Here is a 24,477-nt window from a genome sequence, read left to right as displayed (position 1 = left end):
GAGACAGACCCGATGAGCACCAGCACCACCTGGACCGTGACCGGCATGACCTGCGCCCACTGCGAGGCCTCGGTCCGCGAGGAGGTCGGCGAGATCCCCGGCGTGGAGTCGGTCACCGCCGACCACACCACCGGCGAGGTCGTCGTCACCAGCGCCGAGCCCGTCGAGCGGTCCGTGGTCGCCGCTGCGGTCGCCGAGGCCGGGTACGAGCTCGGTTGATGCGTACGTCGACGCGCGTCCTCGGCTTCGTCCTGGCCCTCGTCCTGGTGCTCGGCGCCGGGTGGGCGGCCGGCCGCTGGCTCGGCCCGGACGAGGAGTCGGTGACCGCCGCCTCCGACCACGGGCACGAGGCCGGTGCCGGTGAGGCGGCAGCCGGGGGGCACGGAGCGCACGGCGCGACCGCGTCGGCCGCCGCGCTCGGCGGGCTGCAGGTCAGCGAGCACGGCCACAGCCTCACCCTGGCGCGGAGCACGCTGCCCGCGGGGCGCCAGGAGGTGGCGTTCACGATCGAGGGCGAGGACGGGCCGGTCACGGCGTACGACGTCGAGCACGAGAAGGAGCTGCACCTCGTCGTCGTGCGGCGCGACCTGACCGGCTTCCAGCACGTCCACCCCACCCGGGACGCCGACGGCACCTGGCGGGTCGACGTCGACCTCGAGCCCGGCCCGTGGCGGGTGCTGGCCGACTTCAAGCCGACCGGCGGCGAGGCGCACGTCCTGGGCGCCGACCTCTTCGTGCCTGGCGACTTCGAGCCCGAGCCGCTGGGGGAGCAGGAGCTGGCGGCGAGCGTCGACGGGTACGACGTGAACCTCGGCGGGAGCCTCACCGCGGGCGCGGCGACCACCCTGACCGCGACCGTGAGCCGCGGCGGCGAGGTCGTCGACGACCTGCAGCCCTACCTCGGCGCGACCGGTCACCTGGTGGCCCTGCGCGCGGGCGACGTCGGCTACCTGCACGTGCATCCCGAGGACGGCGCCTTCCACACCGAGTTCCCCTCGGTCGGCACCTACCGCCTGTTCCTGGACTTCAAGCACGAGGGCGTCGTGCGCACCGCGGCGTTCACCGTGCAGGTCGACGGCGCCGGTCACGACCACGGCACCCACAGCCACGAGAACCCTGACGAGAACCCTGACGAGAACCCTGACGAGAACCCTGACGAGAACTCCGGCGGGACCGGGAGCGAGGACGGCCACAGCCATGACCACTGACGTCGAGCTGGCGATCACCGGGATGACCTGCGCCTCGTGCGCGAACCGGATCGAGCGCAAGCTCAACAAGCTCGACGGTGTCGAGGCGAGCGTGAACTACGCGACCGAGAAGGCCCGCGTGCGGTTCGCCGAGACCGTCACCCCGGAGGACCTGCTGCGCACGGTGGAGGCGGCCGGGTACTCCGCCGCGCTGCCGCGGCGCGACGCCGACCCGGAGCGCCCGGAGGACGACCGCGACCCCGAGCTGGACGCGCTGCGCGACCGGCTGGTGGTCAGCGCGCTGCTGACCGTGCCGGTCATCGCGATGGCGATGGTGCCGGCTCTCCAGGTCGACTACTGGCAGTGGCTCTCGCTCACCCTCGCCGCGCCGGTCGCGGTCTGGGGTGCCTGGCCCTTCCACCGCGCGGCGGTGACCAACCTGCGGCACGGCGCGACGACGATGGACACCCTCGTCTCGGTCGGGGTCCTGGCGGCGTTCGGGTGGTCGCTGGTGGCGCTGCTCGCGGGCACGGCGGGCGAGCCGGGGATGACGCACGCGTTCGAGCTCAGCGTGGACCGGTCCGACGGGCTGTCGAACATCTACCTCGAGACCGCCGCCGGCGTCACCACGTTCCTGCTCGCGGGCCGGTGGTTCGAGAAGCGCTCCAAGCGGCGGGCCGGCGACGCGCTGCGGGCGCTGCTCGACCTCGGCGCCAAGGACGTCGTCGTGCTGCGCGACGGCGTCGAGACGCCGATGCCGGCCGACCGGCTGGCGGTCGGCGACGTGTTCGTCGTGCGGCCGGGGGAGAAGGTCGCCACCGACGGCGTGGTCGAGACCGGGACGTCCGCGGTCGACGCCTCGATGCTCACCGGCGAGCCGGTGCCGGTGGAGGTCGGGCCCGGCGACGCCGTCACCGGGGCGACCGTCAACGCCGGCGGCCGGCTCGTGGTCCGCGCGACCCGCGTCGGCTCCGACACCCGCCTGGCCCAGATGGCGCGGCTGGTCGAGGACGCCCAGAGCGGGAAGGCGCGCGCCCAGCGGCTCGCCGACCGCGTCTCGGGGGTCTTCGTCCCGGTCGTCGTCGCGCTCGCCGTCGGCACGCTCGGCTTCTGGCTCGGCACGGGCGTCGACACCTCCGCGGCGTTCGCCGCCGCCGTCTCGGTGCTGATCATCGCCTGCCCCTGCGCGCTGGGCCTGGCGACGCCGACCGCGCTGCTGGTCGGCACCGGCCGCGGCGCCCAGCTGGGCATCCTGGTGCGCGGTCCCGAGGCGCTCGAGCAGACCCGGCGCGTCGACACCGTCGTGCTGGACAAGACCGGCACGGTCACCACCGGCCGGATGGCCCTCGTCGACGTCGTCGCCGACGAGGACGTCGCGCCCGGCGACGTACGACGCGTGGCGGGGGTGCTCGAGTCGGCCTCGGAGCACCCGGTGGCGCGGGCGCTGGCCGAGGGCCACTCCGGCACGGTCGAGGACTTCACCAACGTCCCGGGCCGCGGGGTCCGCGGCACGGTCGAGGGCCTCGACGTGGTGCTCGGCCGGCCGGCGCTGCTGGCCGAGAGCGGGATGCCGCTGTCCCCGCGCCTGACCGAGGCGGTCGACCGGGCGGAGGCGTCCGGGCGCACCGCGGTCGTCGTCGGCTGGGACGGCCGGGCCCGCGGCGTGCTGGTCGTCGCCGACACGGTCAAGGACACCTCGGCCGAGGCGGTCGAGCGGTTCCGGGCGCTCGGCCTGTCGCCGGTGCTGCTCACCGGCGACAACGAACGGGCCGCCCGCGCGGTCGCCCGGGAGGTCGGCATCGACGACGTCGTCGCCGGTGTCCTGCCCGAGGACAAGGTCGAGCACGTCCGCCGCCTGCAGCAGCAGGGGCGCGTCGTCGCCATGGTCGGCGACGGCGTCAACGACGCGGCAGCCCTCGCGCAGGCCGACCTCGGCATCGCGATGGGTGCCGGCACCGACGTCGCGATCGAGGCCAGCGACCTCACGCTCGTGCGGGGGGACCTCCGGGTCGCCGCGGACGCCGTACGGCTCTCCCGGCGCACGCTCGGGACGATCCGCTCGAACCTGGTCTGGGCGTTCGGCTACAACGTCGCGGCGCTCCCGCTGGCCGCCGCGGGGCTGCTCAACCCGATGCTGGCCGGTGCGGCGATGGCGCTGTCGTCGGTGTTCGTCGTGGCCAACAGCCTGCGGCTGCGGACCTTCCGGTAGCGGCGGTCCTCAGCAGGTGGCGAAGAGGACGGGGCCGGTCGAGAGGTCGGAGAGCACGTAGCTGCCCTCGACCGGCGCCAGGTCCATCGTCACGACCTCGTCCTCGGCGGCGACCCGGCCGAGCTCGAAGCGGTCGGCGAAGTCGCCGCCCTGGCCCGGGGCGGGCCCGGCGGCCAGCGTCGCCCGGCTGTCGGCGTCCTCCCGCGCCTGGTCGGCGGACTCCAGCGCCATCGCGACGCGTACGTCGCCGCCGGGCTGCGTCGCCATGACGAACCCGGTCAGCGGGTGCACCCCGCCGGCCTCGTCGACCAGCCGCTCGCCCTCGGCCGCGTCCGTGGGGTCGGCCTGGGACATCGCCAGCGCGCTGCAGACGTTGTCGGCGGTGTAGACCGCGGCGGCGACCGGCTCGCCCGCCTGCGCGACCGCGTCGTCGAGGTCCTCGTCGTCGAGACCCTCCAGGACGGCCCCGTCGCCCCCGAGGAGCCCACGGAGGTACTCGACGTTGTCGCTGGCGACCACCAGGCCGGCGTCGGCGTCCAGCGCGACGTGGGCCAGCTCCGGCGTCACGTCGCCGATCCCCGCCAGCAGGGTGTCGCCGCCGGTCCAGACGCCGTCGTCGTCCTCGGGCTCGGTGTACCCGATCTCGCGGAGCCGGTCGGCGACGTCGTCGGTCCCGGCGTCCTCGCCGAGCCGCATGACGACCGCGGCCCCGGACGCCCCCTGGCTGAACAGCTCCCACTCCAGGCTGGCCGGGGAGAAGCCGTACCGGCTCTGCAGCTGCTCGCTGCTCTCCACCAGCGCCGACGTCGCCGCGAGGTCGGCGTCGAAGGCCTCGTCGAGCATCGCCCGCACGTCGCCGGCGGGGGAGTCCGCGTCGACGTCGCTCCCGAGCTCGGCGCGCACGGCGGCCCAGTCGGTGAAGGAGAACCGCTCGCCGTCGCTCGGCGCCACGGCCATCGCCTGCTGGAGGTCGGTGCGGTCGCGGGCGGACCACCAGCGCCAGCCGGCCACCGCGACGACGGTCACGACGACGAGGGCCAGCACGGCACCCAGGACCTTCCACCGCGCCGGCACGGTGTGAGACTAACCGCCATGGACGTGCAGTCCGCGGGAGCGGTCGTGCTGGGGCGAGGGCCGGACGGCACGCGCTCGGTGCTGCTGGTGCACCGGCCGAAGTACGACGACTGGTCCTTCCCGAAGGGCAAGCTCGACCCGGGCGAGCACCGGGCGGTGGCCGCGGTGCGCGAAGTGGCCGAGGAGACCGGGCTCGCGGTGCGGCTCGGTCCGGCGCTCAGTGCGCAGCGGTACCCGGTCGCGGGCGGGCGGATGAAGACCGTGCACTACTGGACCGGCCGGGTCCTCCCCGACGCGCCCACCGACGTCTCGGGCTACGCCTACGGCGACGAGATCGACCAGGTGGCGTGGGTGCCGCTGGCCGACGCGCCCGCCCGCCTCTCCTACCCCCACGACGGCGCCACCCTCACCGAGGCGCTCGCCGCGCCCCGCGGCACGACCCCGCTGCTCGTCCTGCGCCACGGCCAGGCCCACCCGCGCAAGCAGTGGCGCGAGGACGATCGGCTCCGCCCGCTCGCGCCCGCCGGCCGGGACGAGGCGCTCGCGCTGGTGCCGCTCCTCGCGGCGTACGGCGTCCGGCACCTGGTCAGCTCCTCCAGCACCCGCTGCCTCGAGACCGTCCTGCCGTACGCCGGCGCCGCGGGCCTCGCCCCGCACGAGGAGCGGCTGCTCAGCGAGGAGGACGCCACCCCCGCCGCCGTGCGCCGCGTCGTCGCCGACCTCCTCGACCGCCGCGACCCCACCCTCCTGTGCAGCCACCGGCCCGTCCTGCCGCACGTCGCCGCCGCCCTCGGCCTCCCCGACCCCCGCCTCGCCCCCGCCGGCCTCCTCGTCGCCCACCACCGGCGGGGTGCCGTCGTCGCCTCCGAGTCGCTGACCCCCTGACCGCTCGCCTGTGGCTGGTCGCTGTGCTGCGGTAGTCCGGCACGTGTGGGCCCTTGGGCGGCTGTCTTGCGGTAGTCCGGCACACGGCGGCCCTTTCGTGCGGGGATGAGGGCCCCTCCGTGTCGGACTACCTCGGCCATGGCCTCCGCCCGCAAACCTCCACAGGGACCACGTCGGGCGAGCTGTCCCCAGACGGCTCGCTTGGCCCGCCCACTGGTGGGATCGCGAGGCGAACGTGGCCGGGTGCCTCGATCAAGCCCCCGACCCCTGCGCCTCCATGCGGGCCACCCTGCCGCTGTCACGCCGGTGCGGGTGGATGCCGACGGCCGGTCGGGTCCCACTCCCAAGCAAGCGCGGGGTCCTGCCTGGCGACGGACTGCCAGCGGGCTCTACGTGCCGTCCGTCGTCGATCCCGACCTGCCGGTCCAGCGCATCGTCGAGGCCGCTGCTGTCCTGCCCGCCTATGGCGGGGTGACCGGCTGGGCAGCGTTGCACTGGCTCGGCGCACGGTGGTTCGAGGGCGTCGAGGGCGTCGAGGACGACGGGCGGACACTGCGCCCGGTCGCGCTGGCCATCGGTCCGGGCAACCTGCGCCAGGACCGGCTCCGCGCACCGACGAAGGAGCGACTTGCTCCGGACGAGCTCCTCACCGATGACGGGCTGCCGATGACGACGGTGCTCCGCTCGGTGTGCTTCGAAGTGCGGCACGCGCGCGACGTGCGTGCGGCGGTCGTGGTGCTGGACATGGCATGCCGTGCAGACCTCGTCACTGTGGCGGAGGTGAGGACCTACGCCGCCGAGCGGCTGGCCTCGTGGACGGGGGTGCCGCAGACGCGGGCCGCCCTCGACTTGGCCGACGAGAACGTGTGGTCACCTCAGGAGAGCCTCATGCGTCTCCAGTGGGTGCTCGACGCCGGTCGGGCCGCGCCGCTGACGAACCGACCGGTGTTCGGCCTGGACGGTCGACACCTGGCCACGCCCGACCTGATCGACCCCGAGGCGGGAGTGGTCGGCGAGTACGACGGCTCCGGTCACCTCGGCGGCCCGCAACGTCACCGTGACCTGATCAGGGAGGAGCGCTTGCGAGCGGCTGGGCTCGAGCTGGTGGTGCAGGTGGCTGCGGACCGACGCGACCCGATGGGCTACCTCTGGCGGCTCCGCTCGGCGTACGAGCGCGCCGCACGGCGACCCGCCGCGGATCGTCGCTTCACCCTTGAGCTGCCGCCCGGCTGGGTGCCGACCCACGCGGTGGAGCAGCGGCGGGCGCTGCGCCGTGCATCCGCTGCCTGAGCCGCCCTCGACGGGTGGCTGGCCGGCGTCGGGGTAGTCCGTCACGAGCGCGCCCCTCAGGTCGACCGGAAGGGCGCGCTCGTGCCGGACTACCTCCTCCCGAAGTCAAGCAGGAGAGGAGCGAGACCTACGGCAGCTGGAACACGTACCGGCAGATGAGGTAGACCGCGGCCGCCATGGCGCCGGCGGCGGGGAAGGTAGACACCCAGGCGACGACGATCGAGCGGGCGACACCCCACCGCACGGCGGAGAACCGCTTGGTGGCACCGACGCCCATGACGGCGGAGGTGATCGTGTGGGTGGTGGAGATGGGGGCCTCGAAGGCGTAGGCGGTGGTGTAGAGCACCGACGCGGCGACCGACTCGGCGGCGAAGCCGCGGGCGGGGTCGAGGTGGATGATCCGGCGGCCCAGGGTGCGCATGATGCGCCAGCCACCGGCCCAGGTGCCGGCCGAGATGGCGGCGGCGGCCGCGAAGATGACCCAGAGCGGCAGGTCGTCGTCGGCGCCGACGTACCCACCGGCGAGGAGGGCGAGGAAGATGACGCCCATCGTCTTCTGGGCGTCCTGCAGGCCGTGGCCGAGCGCCATGGCGGCGGCCGAGGCGGTCTGCGCCAGCTTGAAGCCGCGGTGGGCCTTGTGCGGGTTGACCCGGCGGAAGATCCACATGATCGCGAGCATCATCAGGAAGCCGAGGCCGAAGGCGAAGACCGGCGAGATCAGCATCGGCAGGACGACCTTGTCGATGACCGTCGACCAGGAGACCGAGACGCTGGCGGCGAGCGCGGCGCCGACCAGGCCGCCGATGAGGGCGTGCGATGAGGACGACGGCAGGCCGTAGTACCAGGTGATGAGATTCCAGGTGATGGCGCCGATCAGGCCCGCCATCACGATGACGAGCCCGTGCGAGCCGTCAGGTGGCGTGATCACCTCGGAGACGGTCTTGGCGACCTTCTGGCCGAGGAAGGCGCCGATGAAGTTCATGACCGCCGCGAGTCCCAGGGCCACCCGCGGCGTGAGCGCGCGGGTCGAGACCGAGGTCGCGATGGCGTTGGCGGCGTCGTGGAACCCGTTCGTGTAGTCGAACACGAGGGCGACCACGACCACCGCGATGATGATCGCGAGCTCCACCGGTCAGGACTCCTTGACGGCGATCTGCTCCACCGTGTTCGCGACCTTCTCGAACGCGTCGATGGCGTCCTCGAGAGCCTCGACGATGTCCTTGAGCTTGAGGACCTCGATGGTCTTGTAGTCGCCGCTGAAGAGGTTGGCGAGGATCCGGCGGTGGTTCTTGTCGCCGGCGTTCTCGAGACGGTTGATCTCGATCCAGTACTCCTCGAGCGACTGCATCGAGCGCAGGTTCGGCATCGCGGCGGAGGTGAGGTCCGCACAGCGCTGCAGCAGCTCGACCTGGCCCGAGACCTCGGCCGGCATGTGCCGCACCTCGTAGAGCAGGATCATGTCGACGACCTCGTCCATCATGTCCATGACGTCGTCGAGGCCGGAGGCGAGCGAGTAGATGTCCTCGCGGTCGAACGGCGTGATGAACGTCGAGTTCACCTTCCGGATGATCGCGTGGGTGGTCTCGTCGGCGCCGTGCTCGGCGTCTCGCATGCGCTGGGCCACGGCTTCGTGGTCGGCGCCGTCGGCGAGCATCTCGGCGAGGATCCTGGCGCCGGTGACGAGGTGGTTCGCCTGCTCGGTGAACTGGTCGTAGAACGTGGCCTCGACCGGGCGGAAACGCAGTCCCACGGAGTGACTCCTGAACGACGGGTGAACGACGCCTGACAGACTAGGGGCACGGTCGCGAGATCACGCAAGCGAGGACCGCGTCGCTCCGGTCACTCCGGTGAAGACGGGGTGGAAGCGGTACCACGCGGTGCTGCTCAGCCCGTCGTACGCCGCCTCCGCTGCCGCTCGATCAGCGTCTCCTGCAGGTGCACGGGGCCGCGCGAGCGGTCCCACCCGCCGTCGGGCCCGAGGGTCCAGGCGTCGGTGTCGTCGTCGAAGGCGAGGGTCAGCAGGTCGTCCACGGCCTGCCGGCTCGACTCCTGCGGGAGCCGGACCAGCACCTCCACGCGACGGTCGAGGTTGCGGTGCATCATGTCGGCCGAGCCGATCCAGGCCTCGGCGTCGCCGCCGTTGTCGAACCAGAAGATCCGGCTGTGCTCGAGGAAGCGCCCCAGCACCGAGCGGACCTCGATCGTCTCCGACAGCCCCGGGACCCCCGGCCGCAGCGCGCAGATGCCGCGGACCAGCAGCTGGACCGGCACGCCCTCCTGCGAGGCGAGGTAGAGCGCGTCGATGACGGCCTCGTCGACCACGGAGTTGGCCTTGAGCCGGATCCGCGCCGCGCGCCCAGCCCGGTGGTGGGCGATCTCGCGGTGGATGCGCTCGACCAGCCCGGCTCGCAGCGAGTCGGGCGCGACCAGGAGCTCCTCGTAGGAGGCGTTGCGCGACCAACCGGACAGGTTGTTGAACAGGTGGGCGACGTCCTCGCCGATGGTGTCGTCGGTGGTGATCAGCCCGAGGTCCTCGTAGGTGCGCGACGTCTTCGGGTTGTAGTTGCCGGTCCCGATGTGGGTGTAGCGCCGGATCCCGTCGGGCTCCTCGCGCACCACCATCGAGAGCTTGCAGTGGGTCTTCAGCCCGACCAGGCCGTACACGACGTGGCAGCCCGCCTGCTCGAGCTTGCGGGCCCACCGGATGTTGGCCTCCTCGTCGAAGCGGGCCTTGATCTCGACGATGACCAGCACCTGCTTGCCGGCCTCGGCGGCGTCGATGAGGGCGTCGATGATGGGGGAGTCGCCGGAGGTGCGGTAGAGCGTCTGCTTGATCGCCAGCACGTGCGGGTCGGCGGCGGCCTGCTCGAGGAAGCGCTGCACCGAGGTGGCGAACGAGTCGTAGGGGTGGTGCAGCAGCACGTCACCGCGCCGGGCCGCCTTGAACACGTCGACCGGCGCCGCGGACTCCACCTCGGCCAGCCGGGCGTGGGTGGTGGGCACGAAGGCCGGGTACTTCAGCTCCTCGCGCGCGAGGTCGGCGATGCTGTGCAGCCCGCGCAGGTCCAGCGGGCCGGGCAGGCGGAAGACCTCCTCCTCGGCCACCCCGAGCTCGGAGACGAGCAGCTCGAGCACCGCGGGGGTGATCGTGTCCTCGACCTCCAGGCGCACCGGCGGCCCGAACCGGCGCCGCAGCAGCTCCTTCTCCAGCGCGGCGAGGAGGTTCTCGGCGTCGTCCTCCTCGACCTCGAGGTCCTCGTTGCGGGTCACGCGGAAGCTGTGCGCCTCCAGCACGTCCATGCCCGGGAACAGCCGCTTGAGCCGCTCGCGCATGACGTCCTCGAGCGGCACGAACCGCTGGTTCCCCAGCGGCACGAAGCGCGCGAAGATCGGCGGCACCTTCACCCGCGCGAAGTGCTGCTTGCCGGTGCCGGGGTCGCGCAGGACGACGGCGAGGTTGAGCGAGAGCCCCGAGATGTAGGGGAAGGGGTGCGCCGGGTCGACCGCCAGCGGGGTCAGCACCGGGAAGACCCGCTCCTTGAACAGCTTCTTGCAGTGCTTCTGCTCCTGCTCGTCCAGCTCGTTCCAGCGGACGATCTCGATGCCGTGGTCGCGCAGCGCGGGGTTGATCTCGTCGCGGAACAGGCACACCTGCCGCTCGCTGAGCTCCCGGCTGGTCAGCCAGATCCGCTCCAGCACCTCGCGCGGCATCAGCCCGGAGGCGGCGCGGACGGCCAGCCCGGCGGCGATCCGGCGCTTGAGGCCGGCCACCCGGACCATGAAGAACTCGTCGAGGTTGCTGGTGAAGATCGCCAGGAACCGGACCCGCTCGAGCAGCGGCAGGTCGGGGTCCTCCGCGAGCTCGAGCACCCGCTGGTTGAACCGCAGCCAGGACAGCTCGCGGTCGAGGAACCGGTCGTCGTACTTCTCCACGGCGGCGAGCGCCTCGTGGTCGGGGGTGTACGGCGGCTCCACGTCGAAGGAGTCGTGCGGCGCCCCGTCACGGGGCAACACGTCCTGCGCCGGTCCGGTCTCCAAGGTCACCTCGCCAGTGTGGCACCGCCGGGTGAACGGCAGGTGTCGCTCGCGGCGGCTGTGCGGACGCGCGCCCGGGGCCGCCGTGTGGACGGTTAGTGTCCGGGCCGTGGGTGCGAGGACGGGCGTCGAGGTGGCAGCGCTGCGGGCGCTGATGGGGCTCCCGGAGCCGGTGCAGCGGGTGCTCGCCGGACCGCGGCTGGAACGGGACGGGCAGGTGCTGGCCGCGGACCTCCAGCTCATGCTGCGGATCCAGCGGCTCGTCCGCGAGCCCGCCATCGAGACCCTCGAGGTCGAGCTCGGCCGGCAGGCCGCGGTGCGGCAGACCGGGCTCACCGGCGGACGCCAGCCGATCGGGTCGGTGCGCGAGGTGAACGTCGCCGGGCTGCTCGGCCGGCTCTACACCCCCTCGGCGGCCGGGGCGCCGGTGGCGACACCGGGGCCGCTCCTGCTGTTCTTCCACGGCGGGGGCTTCTTCTTCGGCGACCTCGAGACCCACGACGCGACCTGCCGGTTCCTCGCCGAGCGGGCCGGCGTGCGGGTGCTCGCCGTTGACTACCGCCTCAGCCCCGAGCACCCCTTCCCGGCCGCGCACGACGACGCGCTCGCGGCGTACCACTGGGTCCTGGAGCACGCCGGGTCCCTCGGCGCCGACCCCTCGCGGATCGCCGTGGGCGGCGACTCCGCCGGCGGCAACCTCAGCGCCACGGTCGCGATCGACGCCGCCCGCGCGGGGCTCCCGCTGGCCTGGCAGCTGCTCGTGTACCCCGCCACCGACGTGGCGGGGGAGACCGAGAGCAAGCGGATGTTCGGGTCGGGCCTGTTCCTGACCCAGGAGTTCATGGACCTCGCGGTCGCCTCCTACACCCCCGACGCCGCCACCCGCACCGACCCGCGGGTCGCCCCGCTGCGCGCCGAGCTTCCGGCCGGGCTGGCGCCGGCGTACGTCGTCACCGCGGGGTTCGACCCGCTGCGCGACGAGGGCGAGGCGTACGCCGCGAAGCTGGCCGACGCGGGGGTGGAGGTGGAGCTGCGCCGGTTCCCCGACCAGATCCACGGCTTCCTCAACATCGTCGGGGCCGGTCGCACCTCGCGCGCCGCCTGCGCCGAGATCGCGGACAAGCTGCGCGCGGTGATGAACCCGACCGGCTGACGCCACTCACTCCTTGCGGCTGCCCGCTCCCGCCCAGCCGACCAGGAACGCGAGCGTGACGACCACGCCGACGGCGAGCAGCACGTGGTCGTCGTACCCCTCGACCCGCGCCAGGACCGTCAGCGCCGCGGCGACCAGCGCGGCCACGAGGTAGAGGGCGCGGGGCATGCCGCCACCGCGCTCCTCGGGTGCGGGCGCCGGTGCGGGCGCTGGCGACGCAGCGCGTGGCTGCGGCTCGACCGGGGGCGGGACCTGGGCGACGGGCCGCGGCGCCGCCTCGCCGCCGCGCGCCTCGACCAGCTCCTGCGCGAGCTCGGCGGCGCGTCGCTCGGCGACCAGCCGGTCCTCGAGCGCGGCCTCGACGAGCTCGGCCTGGTGGCGGACCGACGCCTCGACCGCGCTGCGCTCCATCGCCCGCTGCTCGGCCTTCTCCTCCGCCACCAGGCGGGCCGCGGACTGCTCGTCGGCGGCGCGCTCGGCGGCCAGGCGGGCCTCGTGGGCGGTGGCCAGCTCGGCGGCCAGCTCGGTGACGCGACGCTCGGCCTCGACGCGGGCCGCCGCGGCCTCCGCGGCGAGCCGGGCGTGCTCCTCGGCGTCGCGCTCGGCGGCCTCACGGGCCTCCACGGCCAGCCGGGCGGCCTCCTCGGCGGCGGCACGGGCCTGGTGCGCCTCGGCGGCGAGCCGGGCCTGCTCGGCCGCCTCGATCTCCGCGACGGCACGGGCCTCGGCGGCCACCCGGGCGGCCTCGGCCTGCTCCTCCGCGGCGACCAGGGCGCCGTGCTCGGCCTGGGCAGCGGCCGCGGCCGTCGTGGAGGCGTCGTACGCCGACTCCGAGGCCGCCGCGGCCTCGGCGGCGCGTTCGCGAGCGGACTGCTCCGCGGCGGTGCGTGCCTCGTGTGCCTCGGCGGCGAGGCGGGCGTGCTCGGTGGCGGCGTCGTCGGCGAGCCGGCGGCCCTCGAGGGCCTCGGCGGCGGCGCGGGCGTGTTCAGCGGCGATGTGGTCGCTGGACTCGCGCTCCTGCGCCGCGGTCCGGGCGGCCTGGGCCTGCTGCTCGGCGGCGAGGAGGGCGGTGTGCTCGGCGGCTGCTGCGGCGGCGGCGAGCGCGGCCTGGTCGCGGGCGTCGGCCAGCGCGGCCTCGGCCTGCTCGGCGCGTTCGCGGGCGGCGGTCTCGGCGACCTCGCGGGCGGCGTGGGCCTCGGTGGCGAGGCGGGCGTGCTCGGTGGCGGCCTCGTCGGCGAGCCGGCGGCCCTCGAGTGCTTCTGCGGCGGCGCGGGCGTGTTCAGCGGCGATGTGGTCGCTGGACTCGCGCTCCTGCGCCGCGGTCCGGGCGGCCTGGGCCTGCTGCTCGGCGGCGAGGAGGGCGGTGTGCTCGGCGGCTGCTGCGGCGGCGGCGAGCGCGGCCTGGTCGCGGGCGTCGGCCAGCGCGGCCTCGGCCTGCTCGGCGCGCTCGCGGGCGGACGTCTCGGCGACCTCGCGGGCGGCGTGGGCCTCGGCGGCGAGGCGGGCGTGCTCGGTGGCGGCCTCGTCAGCAGCCTGGCGGCCTTCGAACGCCTCCGCGGCGGCAGCGGCGTGGGCGGCCGCGGACTCGTCCGCCATCGTCCGCGCGTGGTCCGCGTCCCGGGCGGCCTCGGCCTGCTCCTGGGCGGCCGTGAGGGCAGCGTGCTCGGCGGCCGCTGCGGCGGCGGCGAGCGCGGCCTGGTCACGGGCGTCGGCCAGCGCGGCAGCCGCCTCCTCGGCACGCTCACGGGCGGACGTCTCGGCGGTCTCGCGGGCAGCGTGGGCCTCGGCGGCGAGCCGCGCCTGCTCCGCCGCGGCCTCGTCGGCGGCCGCCCGGGCGGCGGCGAGCTCCGTGGCGCGTGCGGACGCCTCCTCGAGCGCGGTGCCTGCGGCGGCGGCCGACTCCTCCGCGCCGCGGCGGGCGTCGGTGGCCTCGCGGTTGGCCTCGGCCAGCTCGGCGGCACGTGCCTCCGCGAGTGCCAGCTCCCGGGCGGCGTCGGCCGCGGACTCCTCAGCGGCCAGCCGGGCCGCGTGCGCCTCGGTCGCGAGCCGGGCCTGCTCGGCGGCCGACGCGTCCGCGGCCTCCCGGGCGGTGGCGGCCGCGGCGGCGAGCGACGCCTGCTCCGCGGCGTACGACGCCGCCTCCTCGTGGCGGCGGGCCGCCTCGGCGGCCGCGACCTCGGCCTCCGCGCGGGCGGAGACGGCCTCGTCGAGCCGGGCCTCGGCCGCCTCGCGTCCCTCCGCGGCGGCGAGGGCGGCCGCGGCCTGCTCGGCCAGCGCGGCAGCCGCCTCCTGCGCCTCGGTCGCGGCACTCGCCAGCTCCGTGGCGCGACGGTGCGCGACCTCCGCCTCCGCGGCGGCGGCGCGGGCGGACTCCTCGGCGACGATGCGTTCCGCGGCCTGCTCGGACGCGGCGAGCTCGGCGGCGCGGCGCAGGGCGGCTGCCTGCTCGCCCGCGGCGGTCTGCTCGGCGAGCCGGGCGAGCGCCTCCTCGTGGGTGAGCGGGGGCGGCGGGGGAGCGGTGGTGGGACGCTGGCGACGGCGCCAACCGCGTGCGGACGGGCCTTCCTCAGGGGGTGGCGCGACCGGGCTCATGGCGCCGGATCGTATCGGGAATTCAGTAGACGAGCGCCTGCGCCTCCGGCTGCAGGACCTCCTCGGCGAACGACGCCGCGCCGCGGATGACGACGCCGTCCAGCAGGTCCGCCCCAGTGATGTCGCGCCGCGCGGCGCACTGGCTGCAGACGGTCACCGTCCCGCCGGCGACGACGGCCGCGAGGAGGTCCGCGAGGGGCGTGGCGAGCGGCAGCTCGAAGTTCTCGGCTCGGCCCGGCACGCCGTACCAGGCGGCCTCCCCGGTCAGCCACAGCGAGACATCCGCACCGGCGGCCACCGCGGCCGCGGCGACGGTGAACCCCTGGTTGCAGCGCTCGGCGTCGGCCGCGCCGCAGGTCACCTTGACGACGAGTCGGCGGGTCATGGCGGTGACTCTAGGCCGCCGTTCCGCTGGCCCGGCCGGACATCTCAGGGAGAACCGGTACCTCTCAGGGAGTGCGTCGGCCGAGAAGTGCCGGAATCCCCGGGGAGCCGGGGATTCCGACAATCGGGCCCGCAACCGCAGACGCAGCAGCCCGCCGACCCCCCTAGACTCGACAGGTGCCTTTCCAGATCCCCGAGAACCTCCACCCCGACTGCGGCCCGGTCGCCTGGATGCTCGGCACCTGGCGCGGCAACGGCCGCGGCGACTACCCGACCATCGAGCCCTACCAGTACGGCCAGGAGCTGGTCTTCCAGCAGGACGGCCGCCCGTTCCTCCACTACTTCGCCCGCTCGTGGGTCATCGACGAGGAGGGCAAGACGCTGCGCCAGGGCGCGCAGGAGACCGGCTTCCTGCGGTGCCGCCCGGAGGGCAAGGTCGAGCTCGTGCTGACGCACAACACCGGGTTCGTCGAGATCTGGTACGGCACCGCCGAGAACGGCAAGCTCGAGCTGGCCACCGACGCGGTCGCGCGCACCGAGTCGGCCAAGGAGGTCACCGCGGGCCACCGGCTGTACGGCAACGTCGAGGGCGACCTGCTCTACGCCTACGACATGGCCGCCGTCGGGCAGCCGCTCCAGCCGCACCTGTGGGCCCGCCTGCAGCGGGCCTGAGCGCCGCGATGACCGAGCAGGACTGGCGCGAGAAGCTCCGCGGGCGCGGCTACCGGCTGACCCCGCAGCGCGAGATGGTCCTGCGCGCGGTCGACGAGCTCGGTCACGCCACCGCCGACGAGGTGCTGGCGAAGGTCCGCGAGCACTCGTCCTCGGTCAACATCTCCACCGTCTACCGGACGCTCGAGGTGCTCGAGGAGCTCGGCCTGGTCCGGCACGCCCACCTGAGCGACCGCTCCCCGACGTACCACTCGATCACCGACCACGAGCACTTCCACCTGGTCTGCCGGAATTGCCAGAAGGTCGTCTCGGTTGATCCTGACGTGCTCCGGCCGCTCACCGACCGGCTGGAGGCCGACGGCTTCGTGGCCGACGTGGGCCACCTGACGGTGTTCGGCCACTGCACCGACTGCGAGGAGACCGCACCCCGATGACGAACCCAGCCAGCCCCCTGCTCGACCTCCCGGGCGCCGTCGCCGGGAACGGCATCGACGCCCCGGTCGCGGCGCACTACGGCTCGTTCAACGGCGAGCAGCGCACGCTCGAGTCGGGCGAGGGGTTCGTCGACCTCTCCCACCGCGACGTGCTCCGCATCGAGGGGCCCGAGCGGCTGACCTGGCTGCACAACCTCACCACGCAGCACTTCCTCGACCTCCCCGCCGGCACCTGGACCCAGGCGCTCGTGCTCAGCCCGCAGGGGCACGTGGAGCACGCCTTCGAGGGGTACGACGACGGCTCGGCGTTCACCGCCCACACCGAGCCGGGCGCCGGCGCGGCGCTCGTGGGGTGGTTGGAGCGGATGAAGTTCATGACCCGCGTCGAGGTGTCGCTGATGACCGACCTCGCCGCGACGTGGCGCTCGTCCTCGACCCGCGGCGGGTACGAGCTCGTCCCGCGCGACCGGCTCGCTGCCTACGCCGCGGCGGCCGGCCCGGCGTGCGGGCTGTGGGCGTTCGAAGCGCTGCGCATCGCCCGCGGCGAGCCCCGGCTCGGCCTGGACACCGACCACCGCACGATCCCCAACGAGGTCGGCTGGATCGGCCCGGCGGTGCACCTGGACAAGGGCTGCTACCGCGGCCAGGAGACCGTCGCGCGGGTCCACACCCTCGGCCGCCCGCCGCGCCGCCTGACCCTGCTGCACCTCGACGGCAGCGAGAACCGGCTCCCCACCCACGGCGCCGAGGTGCTGCTCGGCGAGAAGTCCGTCGGCTTCGTGGGCACCTCCGCGCGCCACCACGAGCTCGGCCCGATCGCCCTGGCGCTGCTGAAGCGGAACGTCGCCACCGACGCCGAGCTCCTCGTCGACGGGATCGCGGCCGCCCAGGAGGTCGTCGTCGACCCCGAGGTCGGCCTGCACGTCCGCCCGTTGCGCTAGCCGCCCCCGCCCCGACGTTTGCCGGGCCGACCTGCGGAAACCGGCTCGACATGTCCCGCCACACGAGCGCCTCCCCCAGCGCAGACCGCAGCTCAGGTCGCAGCACCGATCCCAAGGACCACCCGGCCAAGCCGGACTCTCCCGACGACCTGACCAAGCGGTCGTGGCTCTACGTCGCGCGCAAGACGGCCCGGGAGTTCTCCAAGGACCAGTGCACCGACGTCGCGGCGGCGCTGACGTACTACGCCGTCCTCGCGCTCTTCCCCGCCCTGATCGCGCTCACCTCGATCGTCGGGCTGGTCTCCAACCCGCAGAAGACCGTCGACCAGATCCTCCAGGTGATGCGCGACATCGGTGCCGGCTCCCAGGCCGACACCCTCGAGCCGACGATCAACCAGCTCGCGTCGTCCCAGGGCGCGGGGCTCGCGCTGATCATCGGTCTGCTCACCGCGCTGTGGTCGGCGAGCGGGTACGTCGGGGCGTTCGGCCGGGCGATGAACCGGATCTACGAGATCCGCGAGGGCCGGCCCTTCTGGAAGCTCCGCCCGGTCATGCTGCTGCTCACCCTCGTGCTGGTGGCACTCGTCGCGATCGTGCTGCTCGGGCTCGTGGTCTCCGGCCCCGCCGCGGACGCGGTCGGCAAGCAGCTCGGCCTCGGCTCGACCGTCATCACGGTCTTCAACATCGCCAAGTGGCCGGTCCTGCTGCTGATGGTCGTGATCATCGTGGCGCTGCTCTACTACGTCACCCCGAACATCAAGCAGCCGAAGTTCCGCTGGATCTCCGTCGGCGCCCTGCTCGCGATCGTGGTGTGGGTGCTGGCCTCGGTGGCGTTCGGGTTCTACGTCGCGAACTTCTCCTCCTACTCCAAGACCTACGGCTCGCTGGCCGGCGTCATCGTCTTCCTGCTGTGGCTGTGGATCACCAACCTCGCGCTGCTGTTCGGCGCCGAGCTCGACTCCGAGCTCGAGCGGGGCCGCGAGCTCCAGGCCGGCATGCCGGCCGAGGAGCAGGTCCAGCTCCCGCCGCGCGACGACCGCAACATCAAGAAGGCCGACGAGAAGCACGCCGAGGACGTCGCCAAGGGCCGGGAGATCCGCGAGACCCACGGGCGGTCCGACGACCCGGGGTCCGGCTCGCGCTGACCCGTTGCTGATCCCGCGGCCGACCCGGCTGCGCCGACACCGACACGATCCGTGGTGCACCAATTGTTGGTGCACCACGGAACCGTGCCAGACTGCGCCGCATGGACGCGCCCCTCGAGATCCCGCTCGACGACCGGCTGTGCCTCGCGCTGCACGCTGCGTCGCGAAGCATGGACGCGGTGTACCGCTCGCTGCTCGCCGACGTCGGGCTCACCTACACCCAGTACCTCGCCATGTCGGCGCTCTGGGAGGAGGGGCCGCTCACCGTCGGCGCCCTCGCCAGCCGGCTGCACCTCGACCCCAGCACGGTCTCGCCGCTGGTGCTGCGCCTGCAGTCCCGAGGCCTGCTGAGCCGCGAGCGGGACGCCGACGACGAGCGCCGGGTGACCGTCGTGCTCACCGCCGCCGGCGAGCAGATGCGCGCCGACACCGCCGCCGTGCCGCGGGGCGTCTGCGACGCGATCGGCCTCCCGGTCGACGAGCAGGCGGACCTGGTGGCCCAGCTGAAGGCGCTCGCCACCGCGCTCGGGGCGGAGCGGTGAGACCGGCGCGCGCCTCGGCGCACGCGACGGGGGAGTGAGGTCGCCGTGCCGGTCTTCGAGCTGAACGGCACGCGCCGCGGTCGTGTGCGTGCCTTCTCCCGTGCGCAGCTGCCGCTCGCGGCGGGTGCCTTCTTCGTGACCCTCGAGGGAGTCGTCGCGATGCCCGACGCGGTCGGCTCCACGTCGGCGGTGCTGGGCGCCGCGCTCGTCGGCGTGGCGAGCGTCCTCTTCCTGGCCCTGCCCTGGGAGCGGTGGCCGGTGTGGTGGCTGCTGTCGATCGCCCTGGCCGACGTGGTCGCCGTGGCGTTCCTCCGGCTGGCGTACGTGGAGCAACTGCCGACGGTCGGCCTGCTCGCGATCTTCCCGGTGGTGTGGCTGGCCTACGCGTTCGGCCGGTGGGCCATCCTGCTCGCCGTCGGCTCGGCGTTCCTCATCAGCTCGATGCCCGCCATCGCGGCCGGGGAGCCGCCGACCACGGCGATCGAGGTGGTCCGGATCGTCACGCTGCCGGTGATCGTCACCGGGCTCGCCGTCGCCGTCGGTGAGGCCGCCCGGCAGCTGGCGTCCAGCCAGCAGCGGACCCGCCTGGCCAACCGCGAGCTGCAGGAGTCGCTGCGGCGCGCCGAGGACAGCGCCCACCTCTCCCGCACGATCTTCGACACCGTCCCGGTCGCGCTGGCGTTCTACGACACCGACCAGCGCCTGGTGATGGCCAACTCCCTCGCCGAGCAGGCGGTCACGCTCGCCGGGTTCCGGCTCGACCGCCCGCCGCACGCAGGCGCGGAGGTACGGCGCGCCGACAACCGGACGCTCATCCCGTTCGAGGACCAGATCGTCCCGCGGGCGCTCCGCGGCGACCTGGTCGACCACGAGATGGAGTGGATCGGGCCGGTCGGTCACCAGATCGCGATCGTGGCGACCGCGCAGACCGTGCGTCGTACCGACGGCAGCACGTGGGGGACGCTGATCGCCGCCCACGACGTCACCGACCTGGCCCGGTCGCTGCGGGTCAAGGAGGACTTCATCGCGACCGTCTCCCACGAGCTGCGCACGCCCCTGACCTCGATCATCGGGTACCTCGAGGTGCTCGACGGGGAGGTCGACCGCGGCTCCCCGCTGCTGGTCAAGGCGCTGGACACGATCGCGCGGAACGCCGCGAACCTCGAGGAGCGGATCACCCAGCTCCTCGACACCGCCGACCAGCGGCGCAGCCTGGTGCTGCGGCCGACGGACCTCACCGAGCTGGTGACCCGCAGCGGGGCGCCGTTCCTCGCCCAGGCCGCCGGCGCCGGCCTCGAGCTGCGCGTCGACGCGCCCGAGCCGCAGTGGGCCGCCCTGGACGCCGAGAAGGTGGAGCAGGTGGTCGAGAACCTCTTGTCCAACGCGGTGAAGTACACGCCGCCCGGCGGCCGGATCGACCTCCGGGTCGCCGGCGACGACGACCGCGTCCGCCTCTCCGTGCGGGACAGCGGGATCGGGATGAGCCCCGACGAGGTGGCCCAGGCGTTCGACAAGTTCTGGCGCGCCGACTCCGCCCGCCACGAGGCGGTGCAGGGCATCGGCATCGGTCTCGGCCTGGTGCGCGACATCGTCGGCGCCCACCGCGGCACCATCGACATCGACAGCACCCCCGGCACCGGCACGACGGTCACCGTCACGCTGCCCCGGCACGCCTGAGCACTCAGGGCGATACCGTCGGCGCGTGCCGTCCCGCTTCCTCGCCGTCGTCCTGGCCGGGGTGGTCACGGCGCTCGCCGGATTCTCGGTCGCCGGCGTCGGGCCCTACAGCGGGCCGCAGATCGCCAGCCTGTCCACGAACCACGGCGTGCACCTCGGCGACGTGCCGGTGTTCCTCCTCTGGCTCAGCGGGATCCTGTGCTGCGCCGTGCTTGCGCGCCGGCGCTGAGGCACGGCTGCGAGAACCGCGGAGGTCGTCGTCGGCGTACGTCGGGAGTCGCTCGTTCGTTTCCGGGGCAGTTGTTTCGGGCGGGTTGCGTCGATGGACCCTGCCGCCGCGGGGCGGGCCCGTCTGGTTGTGTAGGTCCGTGCCGGCACCACGTGTAGCGATCGCACATGACTACCTCACCCAACGCGGGGGCGCGGAGCGGGTCGTCCTGGCACTCGCCCGCGCCTTCCCCGGTGCACCGGTCTACACCACGCTGTACGACCCGGACGGCACGTACCCGGAGTTCGGGGAGCTGGACGTCAGACCGTCCCGTCTGAACGCTGTGCGCCTCCTGCGGCGCGAGCACCGGGCGGCCTTGCCCTTCCTCCCCTGGGCGGCCGGGTCACTGCGCATCGATGCAGACGTCGTGATCGCGAGCAGCAGTGGCTGGGCCCACGGCTTCCCCACCCGAGGCAAGAAGCTCGTCTACTGCTACTCACCCGCCAGGTGGTTGTACGAGCCGCGCCGCTACCTCGGCGATGAGCCGAACCCCGGCGTCGCTGCGGCGCTGCGGATGATGACGCCCGGCCTTCGGCGCTGGGATCGCCGAGCAGCGGCGACCGCTGACCGCTACCTCGCCATCTCGTCGGTCACCCAGGACCGCATCCGCCGGACGTACGGCCGCGACGCCTCGATCGTCCCTGCTCCACACAGCGTTGCTGCAGGTACGACCGGCACCACCTCGCGCGGCAGGCTCCCCGAGCCCGGCTACTTCCTGGTGGTCTCCCGGCTCCTGCCCTACAAGAACGTCATGCCGATCATCCAGGCGTTCTCCGGGCGGCCGGACCGGCGGTTGGTGGTCGTCGGCGCCGGGCCCGAGAAGTCGGACCTCGTCGCGGCGGCTCCGCCGAACGTCGCGTTCCTCGAGGGCCTCACCGACGCGGAGATGGCGACGGCCTACGCGGACTGTGCCGCCCTCGTCGCCGCGAGCCACGAGGACTTCGGTCTGACGCCGCTCGAGGCGGCTGCGTACGGAAAGCCGTCAGCTGTGCTCCGGTGGGGCGGGTTTCTCGATACGGTTCTGGAGGGGGAGACGGGCGTGTTCTTCGATGCACCCGAGCCGGTCGCGATCTCGGCAGCGCTGGACCTGGTGACCGCTACGCAGTGGGAGCCGGACCGGTTGTTGCGCCGGGCGGACGAGTTCAGCGAGTCGCGCTTCATCGAACGCATCCGCCACCACGTCGACGACCTGTGGTCAACTGAGAAGGAGTCCCTGTGACGGAGAAGCGCAGAGCACTTATCACTGGAATCACGGGGCAGGACGGCGGCCACCTCACCGAGCTCCTGCACGGCAAGGGCTACGAGGTCTTCGGCCTCATCCGCGGACAGCGGAACGCCCGCAAGGAGGCGTTGGAGCGCGAGTTCCCCTACGTGCACATCATCGAGGCCGACCTCACCGACCAGACCTCGCTGATCAATGCGCTGAGCACGTCGCACCCGCACGAGGTCTACAACCTCGGTGCGATCAGCCACGTCGGCTACTCGTTCCGCAACCCTCAGCTCACGAGCGACATCACGGCCAAGGGTGTGCTCAACCTGCTCGAGGCCATCCGGGTCACCGGACAGCAGGAGACGACACGCTTCTACCAGGCGTCGACCTCGGAGATGTTCGGCGGCCTCGACTACAACCGCCCCGGCACCGGGTACAGCGAGGACTCGTTGTTCCACCCGCGCAGCCCGTACGGCGTCGCCAAGCTCTACGCGCACTGGATCGCACGCAACTACCGCGAGAGCTACGGGATGTTCGTGTCGACGGGAATCCTCTTCAACCACGAGGGCGAGCGCCGGGGGCTGGAGTTCGTCACGAGGAAGATCACCAACGCGGTGGCAGGTATCCACCTCGGGCTGCAGGACCACCTCGTGCTCGGTGACCTCTGGCCCAAGCGCGACTGGGGCTACGCCGGCGACTACGTGCGTGGCATGTGGCAGATGCTGCAGCACGCCGAGCCCGACGACTTCGTGCTGGCCACCGGCGAGACCCACTCGATCGAGGAGTTCCTGACCCGCGCCTTTGCCGAGATCGGCGTGGAGGACTGGCGGCCCTACGTCCGCCAGGACCCCCAGTTCATGCGACCGGCCGAGGTCGACATCCTGCTCGGCGACCCGAGCAAGGCCGAGCGGGTCCTGGGGTGGAAGCGCGAGGTGGACTTTCCTGGCCTCGTGCGGCTCATGGTGGAGCACGACATCGCGCTCCGCTCGGGCGACCTGCCGCCCAGCACCGCCGAGCGGTGACCAGAGCCATGCGCGTCCTGGTCAGCGGGGTGAACGGCTTCGTCGGAGGCCACCTGGTCCGTGAGCTGCGGGACGCGGGTCACGACGTGCTCGGGGTCGGGAACGGGAGCCCCGATGGGGCGACCACGGCGCTGTTGGACGACTACGTCGCAGCGGACCTCACGGTCGGGTGGCCAGCCACCCCGCCGGTCGACGCGATCGTCCATCTCGCCGCGCTGTCGGCCGTCGGGCCGTCCTTCGCCCGACCGCAGGACTACCTCGAGACCAACAGTGCGATGGTCACGCACCTGGGCGAGTCCCTGCTCCGTCGGGACGAGCGTCCCCGTGTCCTGCTGGTGAGCAGCGGTGCGGTCTACGACTCCGGTCAGCCGCTGCCCATCGGCGAGGACGGGCTCCTCGCGTTCAGCTCCCCGTACGCCGTGAGCAAGGTGCTGACCGAGCACCAGGCGGCGTACTACGCCACTCGTGACCTCGACTGGATCGTCGCGAGGCCCTTCAACCACGTCGGACCCGGTCAGGGGACCGGTTTCCTCCTCCCCGACCTGTACGACCAGCTGACCCGTCCCACACCCGGCGCGAGGAAGCTGGTGGTCGGCGACCTGAGCACCGAGCGTGACTACACCGATGTCCGTGACGTCGTGCGTGCCTACCGGCTCCTGCTGGAGGCCGACGACCCGGGTGCCCGGGTCTTCAACGTCTGCTCGGGGGCGGCGGTGTCGGGCAACGAGCTCCTCGCCCACCTCCTGGCGGCGACCGGCACGCATGACGTCCCTACCGAGGTGGATCCGTCCCGGCTCCGGCCGGGCGACCCTCGTCGCATCGTCGGTGACTCAGGACTCCTGCGACGCGCGGTGGGCTGGACGCCCCGCTACGACCTGGCGCAGACGGTCGGCGACTTCGTCGCCTCCCAAGCGGAGCGGAGCCGCTAGGCCCGCCGGTACTGCACGTGCGTGTCGCGGGCGGCGTGCTCGAACCCCAGCCCGCCGTACACCGCGACCGCAGGCGCGTTGTCCGACTCGACGTACAGCAGCACCTCGTCGACGCCCTTGCCGGCGAGGTGGTGCAGGCCGGCGAGGGTGAGCAGCTTGCCGAGCCCCCGGCCCTGGGCGGCGGGGGAGATGCCGACGACGTAGACCTCGCCGAGGGCGGGGGAGTGCTGCTTGGTCCAGTGGAAGCCGAGCAGCTCGCCCGTGGCGTCGTCGACGGCGACCAGCAGGCCGGCCGGGTCGAACCACGGCTCGGCCATCCGCTCGGCCAGGTTCGCGGCGTCCATGGCGCCCTGCTCGGGGTGGGCGGCGAACGCCGCGGCGTTGACGCGCACGACGTCCTCGGCGTCGGTCGCGAGGTAGCCGCGGACCGTGACGCCCTCCCGCACGGGAAGCCCGGGCAGCGGGAGCGACGCCGGCCGGCGCATCACCCACAGCTCACGTGCCCGCTCGAGACCGTGCCGGGCGGCGATCCTGCCGGCGGCCGGGTGGTCGCCGTGCGACCACGCCTCGACCGGGCCGGAGGAAGGGACGGCGTCGGCAGCCAGCGCCGTGCCGACGCCGCGACCACGGGCGGACGGGTGCACGACGAGGGTCAGGTCCGCACCGACCAGCAGGGCGACCCCGTCGTCCCGCGCCCACGACCGCACCGTCTCCGGTCGGTTCCGCAGCGCCAGCCAGGTGGCCTCGTCGAGCGGCGCGGCGCCGTCGGCCTCCTCGGCGGCGTCGGCGATGCGGCGTACCAGCTCCAGGTCGATGCTCACCCCTGGA

Annotated in this window: 23 protein-coding genes; 16 read left to right on the top strand and 7 right to left on the bottom strand. The window is 73.6% G+C overall.

The window, feature by feature from the left end; all coding sequences use genetic code 11:
• Positions 1-12: 12 nt before the first annotated feature.
• From OSR43_RS18845 to OSR43_RS18835, 3 genes are read left to right on the top strand one after another with little or no spacing between them, the layout of a single operon-like run.
• On the top strand, positions 13-219 hold the full coding sequence (locus tag OSR43_RS18845) for a heavy-metal-associated domain-containing protein (protein ID WP_302268314.1): 207 nt from the start codon (positions 13-15) through the stop codon (positions 217-219).
• Positions 219-1,208 (top strand): hypothetical protein, encoded by a 990-nt coding sequence (locus OSR43_RS18840; protein WP_302268313.1) that lies wholly within the window; start codon positions 219-221, stop codon positions 1,206-1,208. Before OSR43_RS18845 ends, OSR43_RS18840 begins: the two co-directional genes overlap by 1 nt.
• The gene (locus OSR43_RS18835) at positions 1,198-3,396 is read left to right on the top strand and encodes a cation-translocating P-type ATPase (RefSeq protein ID WP_302268311.1); all 2,199 of its coding nucleotides are present in this window, start codon (positions 1,198-1,200) and stop codon (positions 3,394-3,396) included. Before OSR43_RS18840 ends, OSR43_RS18835 begins: the two co-directional genes overlap by 11 nt.
• Before the next feature lie 9 nt (positions 3,397-3,405).
• Here OSR43_RS18835 and OSR43_RS18830 read toward each other — a convergent pair whose 3' ends face one another.
• On the bottom strand, positions 3,406-4,470 hold the full coding sequence (locus tag OSR43_RS18830) for a hypothetical protein (RefSeq protein WP_302268310.1): 1,065 nt from the start codon (positions 4,468-4,470) through the stop codon (positions 3,406-3,408).
• 18 nt (positions 4,471-4,488) lie between these two features.
• Between OSR43_RS18830 and OSR43_RS18825 the strand changes: the two genes are divergently transcribed.
• Both OSR43_RS18825 and OSR43_RS18820 read left to right on the top strand, forming a co-directional pair.
• A complete protein-coding gene (locus tag OSR43_RS18825; protein ID WP_302268309.1) occupies positions 4,489-5,355 on the top strand; it encodes an NUDIX domain-containing protein in 867 nt (288 codons plus the stop codon).
• 393 nt (positions 5,356-5,748) lie between these two features.
• Positions 5,749-6,645, top strand: a complete 897-nt coding sequence (locus OSR43_RS18820; RefSeq protein WP_302268308.1) for a hypothetical protein — start codon at positions 5,749-5,751, stop codon at positions 6,643-6,645.
• A 127-nt stretch (positions 6,646-6,772) separates the two neighbouring features.
• Here the strand turns inward: OSR43_RS18820 and OSR43_RS18815 are convergent, their stop codons facing one another.
• From OSR43_RS18815 to OSR43_RS18805, 3 genes are all read right to left on the bottom strand, one after another.
• Positions 6,773-7,774: an inorganic phosphate transporter gene (locus tag OSR43_RS18815; protein WP_302268307.1), complete on the bottom strand. Its 1,002-nt coding sequence runs from the start codon at positions 7,772-7,774 to the stop codon at positions 6,773-6,775.
• 3 nt (positions 7,775-7,777) lie between these two features.
• Positions 7,778-8,395: a DUF47 domain-containing protein gene (locus tag OSR43_RS18810; protein WP_302268306.1), complete on the bottom strand. Its 618-nt coding sequence runs from the start codon at positions 8,393-8,395 to the stop codon at positions 7,778-7,780.
• Between the two features lie 134 nt (positions 8,396-8,529).
• Complete coding sequence (locus OSR43_RS18805) at positions 8,530-10,620, bottom strand: RNA degradosome polyphosphate kinase (RefSeq protein WP_302271721.1); 2,091 nt, start codon at positions 10,618-10,620, stop codon at positions 8,530-8,532.
• Between the two features lie 169 nt (positions 10,621-10,789).
• Here OSR43_RS18805 and OSR43_RS18800 point away from each other — a divergent pair, with 169 nt between their 5' ends.
• A complete protein-coding gene (locus OSR43_RS18800; RefSeq protein ID WP_302268305.1) occupies positions 10,790-11,833 on the top strand; it encodes an alpha/beta hydrolase in 1,044 nt (347 codons plus the stop codon).
• A 6-nt stretch (positions 11,834-11,839) separates the two neighbouring features.
• Here the strand turns inward: OSR43_RS18800 and OSR43_RS18795 are convergent, their stop codons facing one another.
• Both OSR43_RS18795 and OSR43_RS18790 read right to left on the bottom strand, forming a co-directional pair.
• Positions 11,840-14,425, bottom strand: coding sequence for a hypothetical protein (locus tag OSR43_RS18795; protein WP_302268304.1), 2,586 nt, complete (start codon positions 14,423-14,425; stop codon positions 11,840-11,842).
• A gap of 22 nt (positions 14,426-14,447) precedes the next feature.
• Entirely contained in the window at positions 14,448-14,810 is a 363-nt protein-coding gene (locus tag OSR43_RS18790) for a DsrE family protein (protein ID WP_302268303.1), read from the bottom strand.
• 176 nt (positions 14,811-14,986) lie between these two features.
• Here OSR43_RS18790 and OSR43_RS18785 point away from each other — a divergent pair, with 176 nt between their 5' ends.
• The 10 genes from OSR43_RS18785 to OSR43_RS18740 all read left to right on the top strand — a co-directional run bounded on the left by OSR43_RS18785 (position 14,987) and on the right by OSR43_RS18740 (position 23,649).
• On the top strand, positions 14,987-15,481 hold the full coding sequence (locus OSR43_RS18785; protein WP_302268302.1) for an FABP family protein: 495 nt from the start codon (positions 14,987-14,989) through the stop codon (positions 15,479-15,481).
• Positions 15,482-15,489: 8 nt separating this feature from the next.
• Positions 15,490-15,915: a Fur family transcriptional regulator gene (locus tag OSR43_RS18780; RefSeq protein ID WP_302268301.1), complete on the top strand. Its 426-nt coding sequence runs from the start codon at positions 15,490-15,492 to the stop codon at positions 15,913-15,915.
• On the top strand, positions 15,912-16,856 hold the full coding sequence (locus OSR43_RS18775; RefSeq protein WP_302268300.1) for a folate-binding protein YgfZ: 945 nt from the start codon (positions 15,912-15,914) through the stop codon (positions 16,854-16,856). Before OSR43_RS18780 ends, OSR43_RS18775 begins: the two co-directional genes overlap by 4 nt.
• Before the next feature lie 50 nt (positions 16,857-16,906).
• Positions 16,907-18,001: a YihY/virulence factor BrkB family protein gene (locus OSR43_RS18770; RefSeq protein WP_302268299.1), complete on the top strand. Its 1,095-nt coding sequence runs from the start codon at positions 16,907-16,909 to the stop codon at positions 17,999-18,001.
• Positions 18,002-18,102: 101 nt separating this feature from the next.
• The gene (locus OSR43_RS18765) at positions 18,103-18,543 is read left to right on the top strand and encodes a MarR family winged helix-turn-helix transcriptional regulator (RefSeq protein ID WP_302268297.1); all 441 of its coding nucleotides are present in this window, start codon (positions 18,103-18,105) and stop codon (positions 18,541-18,543) included.
• A gap of 45 nt (positions 18,544-18,588) precedes the next feature.
• A complete protein-coding gene (locus OSR43_RS18760) occupies positions 18,589-20,220 on the top strand; it encodes a cell wall metabolism sensor histidine kinase WalK (protein WP_302268296.1) in 1,632 nt (543 codons plus the stop codon).
• 25 nt (positions 20,221-20,245) lie between these two features.
• The gene (locus OSR43_RS18755) at positions 20,246-20,449 is read left to right on the top strand and encodes a hypothetical protein (protein WP_302268295.1); all 204 of its coding nucleotides are present in this window, start codon (positions 20,246-20,248) and stop codon (positions 20,447-20,449) included.
• 139 nt (positions 20,450-20,588) lie between these two features.
• Positions 20,589-21,707: a glycosyltransferase gene (locus tag OSR43_RS18750; protein WP_302268294.1), complete on the top strand. Its 1,119-nt coding sequence runs from the start codon at positions 20,589-20,591 to the stop codon at positions 21,705-21,707.
• Positions 21,704-22,720 (top strand): GDP-mannose 4,6-dehydratase, encoded by a 1,017-nt coding sequence (locus OSR43_RS18745; protein ID WP_302268293.1) that lies wholly within the window; start codon positions 21,704-21,706, stop codon positions 22,718-22,720. Before OSR43_RS18750 ends, OSR43_RS18745 begins: the two co-directional genes overlap by 4 nt.
• Complete coding sequence (locus OSR43_RS18740; protein WP_302268292.1) at positions 22,717-23,649, top strand: NAD(P)-dependent oxidoreductase; 933 nt, start codon at positions 22,717-22,719, stop codon at positions 23,647-23,649. The genes OSR43_RS18745 and OSR43_RS18740 overlap by 4 nt, the downstream gene beginning before the upstream one ends.
• Here the strand turns inward: OSR43_RS18740 and mshD are convergent.
• Positions 23,646-24,470, bottom strand: a complete 825-nt coding sequence (gene mshD, locus OSR43_RS18735) for a mycothiol synthase (RefSeq protein ID WP_302268291.1) — start codon at positions 24,468-24,470, stop codon at positions 23,646-23,648. The two genes, OSR43_RS18740 and mshD, sit on opposite strands and share 4 nt — an antisense overlap.
• Between the last annotated feature and the right edge of the window lie 7 nt (positions 24,471-24,477).

The sequence above is a fragment of the Nocardioides sp. Arc9.136 genome, assembly GCF_030506255.1.
In the GTDB taxonomy this organism is placed as follows: Bacteria; Actinomycetota; Actinomycetes; order Propionibacteriales; family Nocardioidaceae; genus Nocardioides.
The sequence above is the reverse complement of the archived record's forward strand: the minus strand, read 5'-3'. Positions and strand labels throughout refer to the sequence as shown.

Bases quoted from the DNA above. Each gene is read 5' to 3' on its own strand.
- OSR43_RS18845 (WP_302268314.1), top strand. From the start codon at position 13: ATGAGCACCAGCACCACCTGGACCGTGACCGGCATGACCTGCGCCCAC.
- OSR43_RS18840 (WP_302268313.1), top strand. From the start codon at position 219: ATGCGTACGTCGACGCGCGTCCTCGGCTTCGTCCTGGCCCTCGTCCTG.
- OSR43_RS18835 (WP_302268311.1), top strand. From the start codon at position 1,198: ATGACCACTGACGTCGAGCTGGCGATCACCGGGATGACCTGCGCCTCG.
- OSR43_RS18825 (WP_302268309.1), top strand. From the start codon at position 4,489: ATGGACGTGCAGTCCGCGGGAGCGGTCGTGCTGGGGCGAGGGCCGGAC.
- OSR43_RS18795 (WP_302268304.1), bottom strand. From the start codon at position 14,425: ATGAGCCCGGTCGCGCCACCCCCTGAGGAAGGCCCGTCCGCACGCGGT.
- OSR43_RS18790 (WP_302268303.1), bottom strand. From the start codon at position 14,810: ATGACCCGCCGACTCGTCGTCAAGGTGACCTGCGGCGCGGCCGACGCC.
- OSR43_RS18780 (WP_302268301.1), top strand. From the start codon at position 15,490: ATGACCGAGCAGGACTGGCGCGAGAAGCTCCGCGGGCGCGGCTACCGG.
- OSR43_RS18775 (WP_302268300.1), top strand. From the start codon at position 15,912: ATGACGAACCCAGCCAGCCCCCTGCTCGACCTCCCGGGCGCCGTCGCC.
- OSR43_RS18770 (WP_302268299.1), top strand. From the start codon at position 16,907: ATGTCCCGCCACACGAGCGCCTCCCCCAGCGCAGACCGCAGCTCAGGT.
- OSR43_RS18765 (WP_302268297.1), top strand. From the start codon at position 18,103: ATGGACGCGCCCCTCGAGATCCCGCTCGACGACCGGCTGTGCCTCGCG.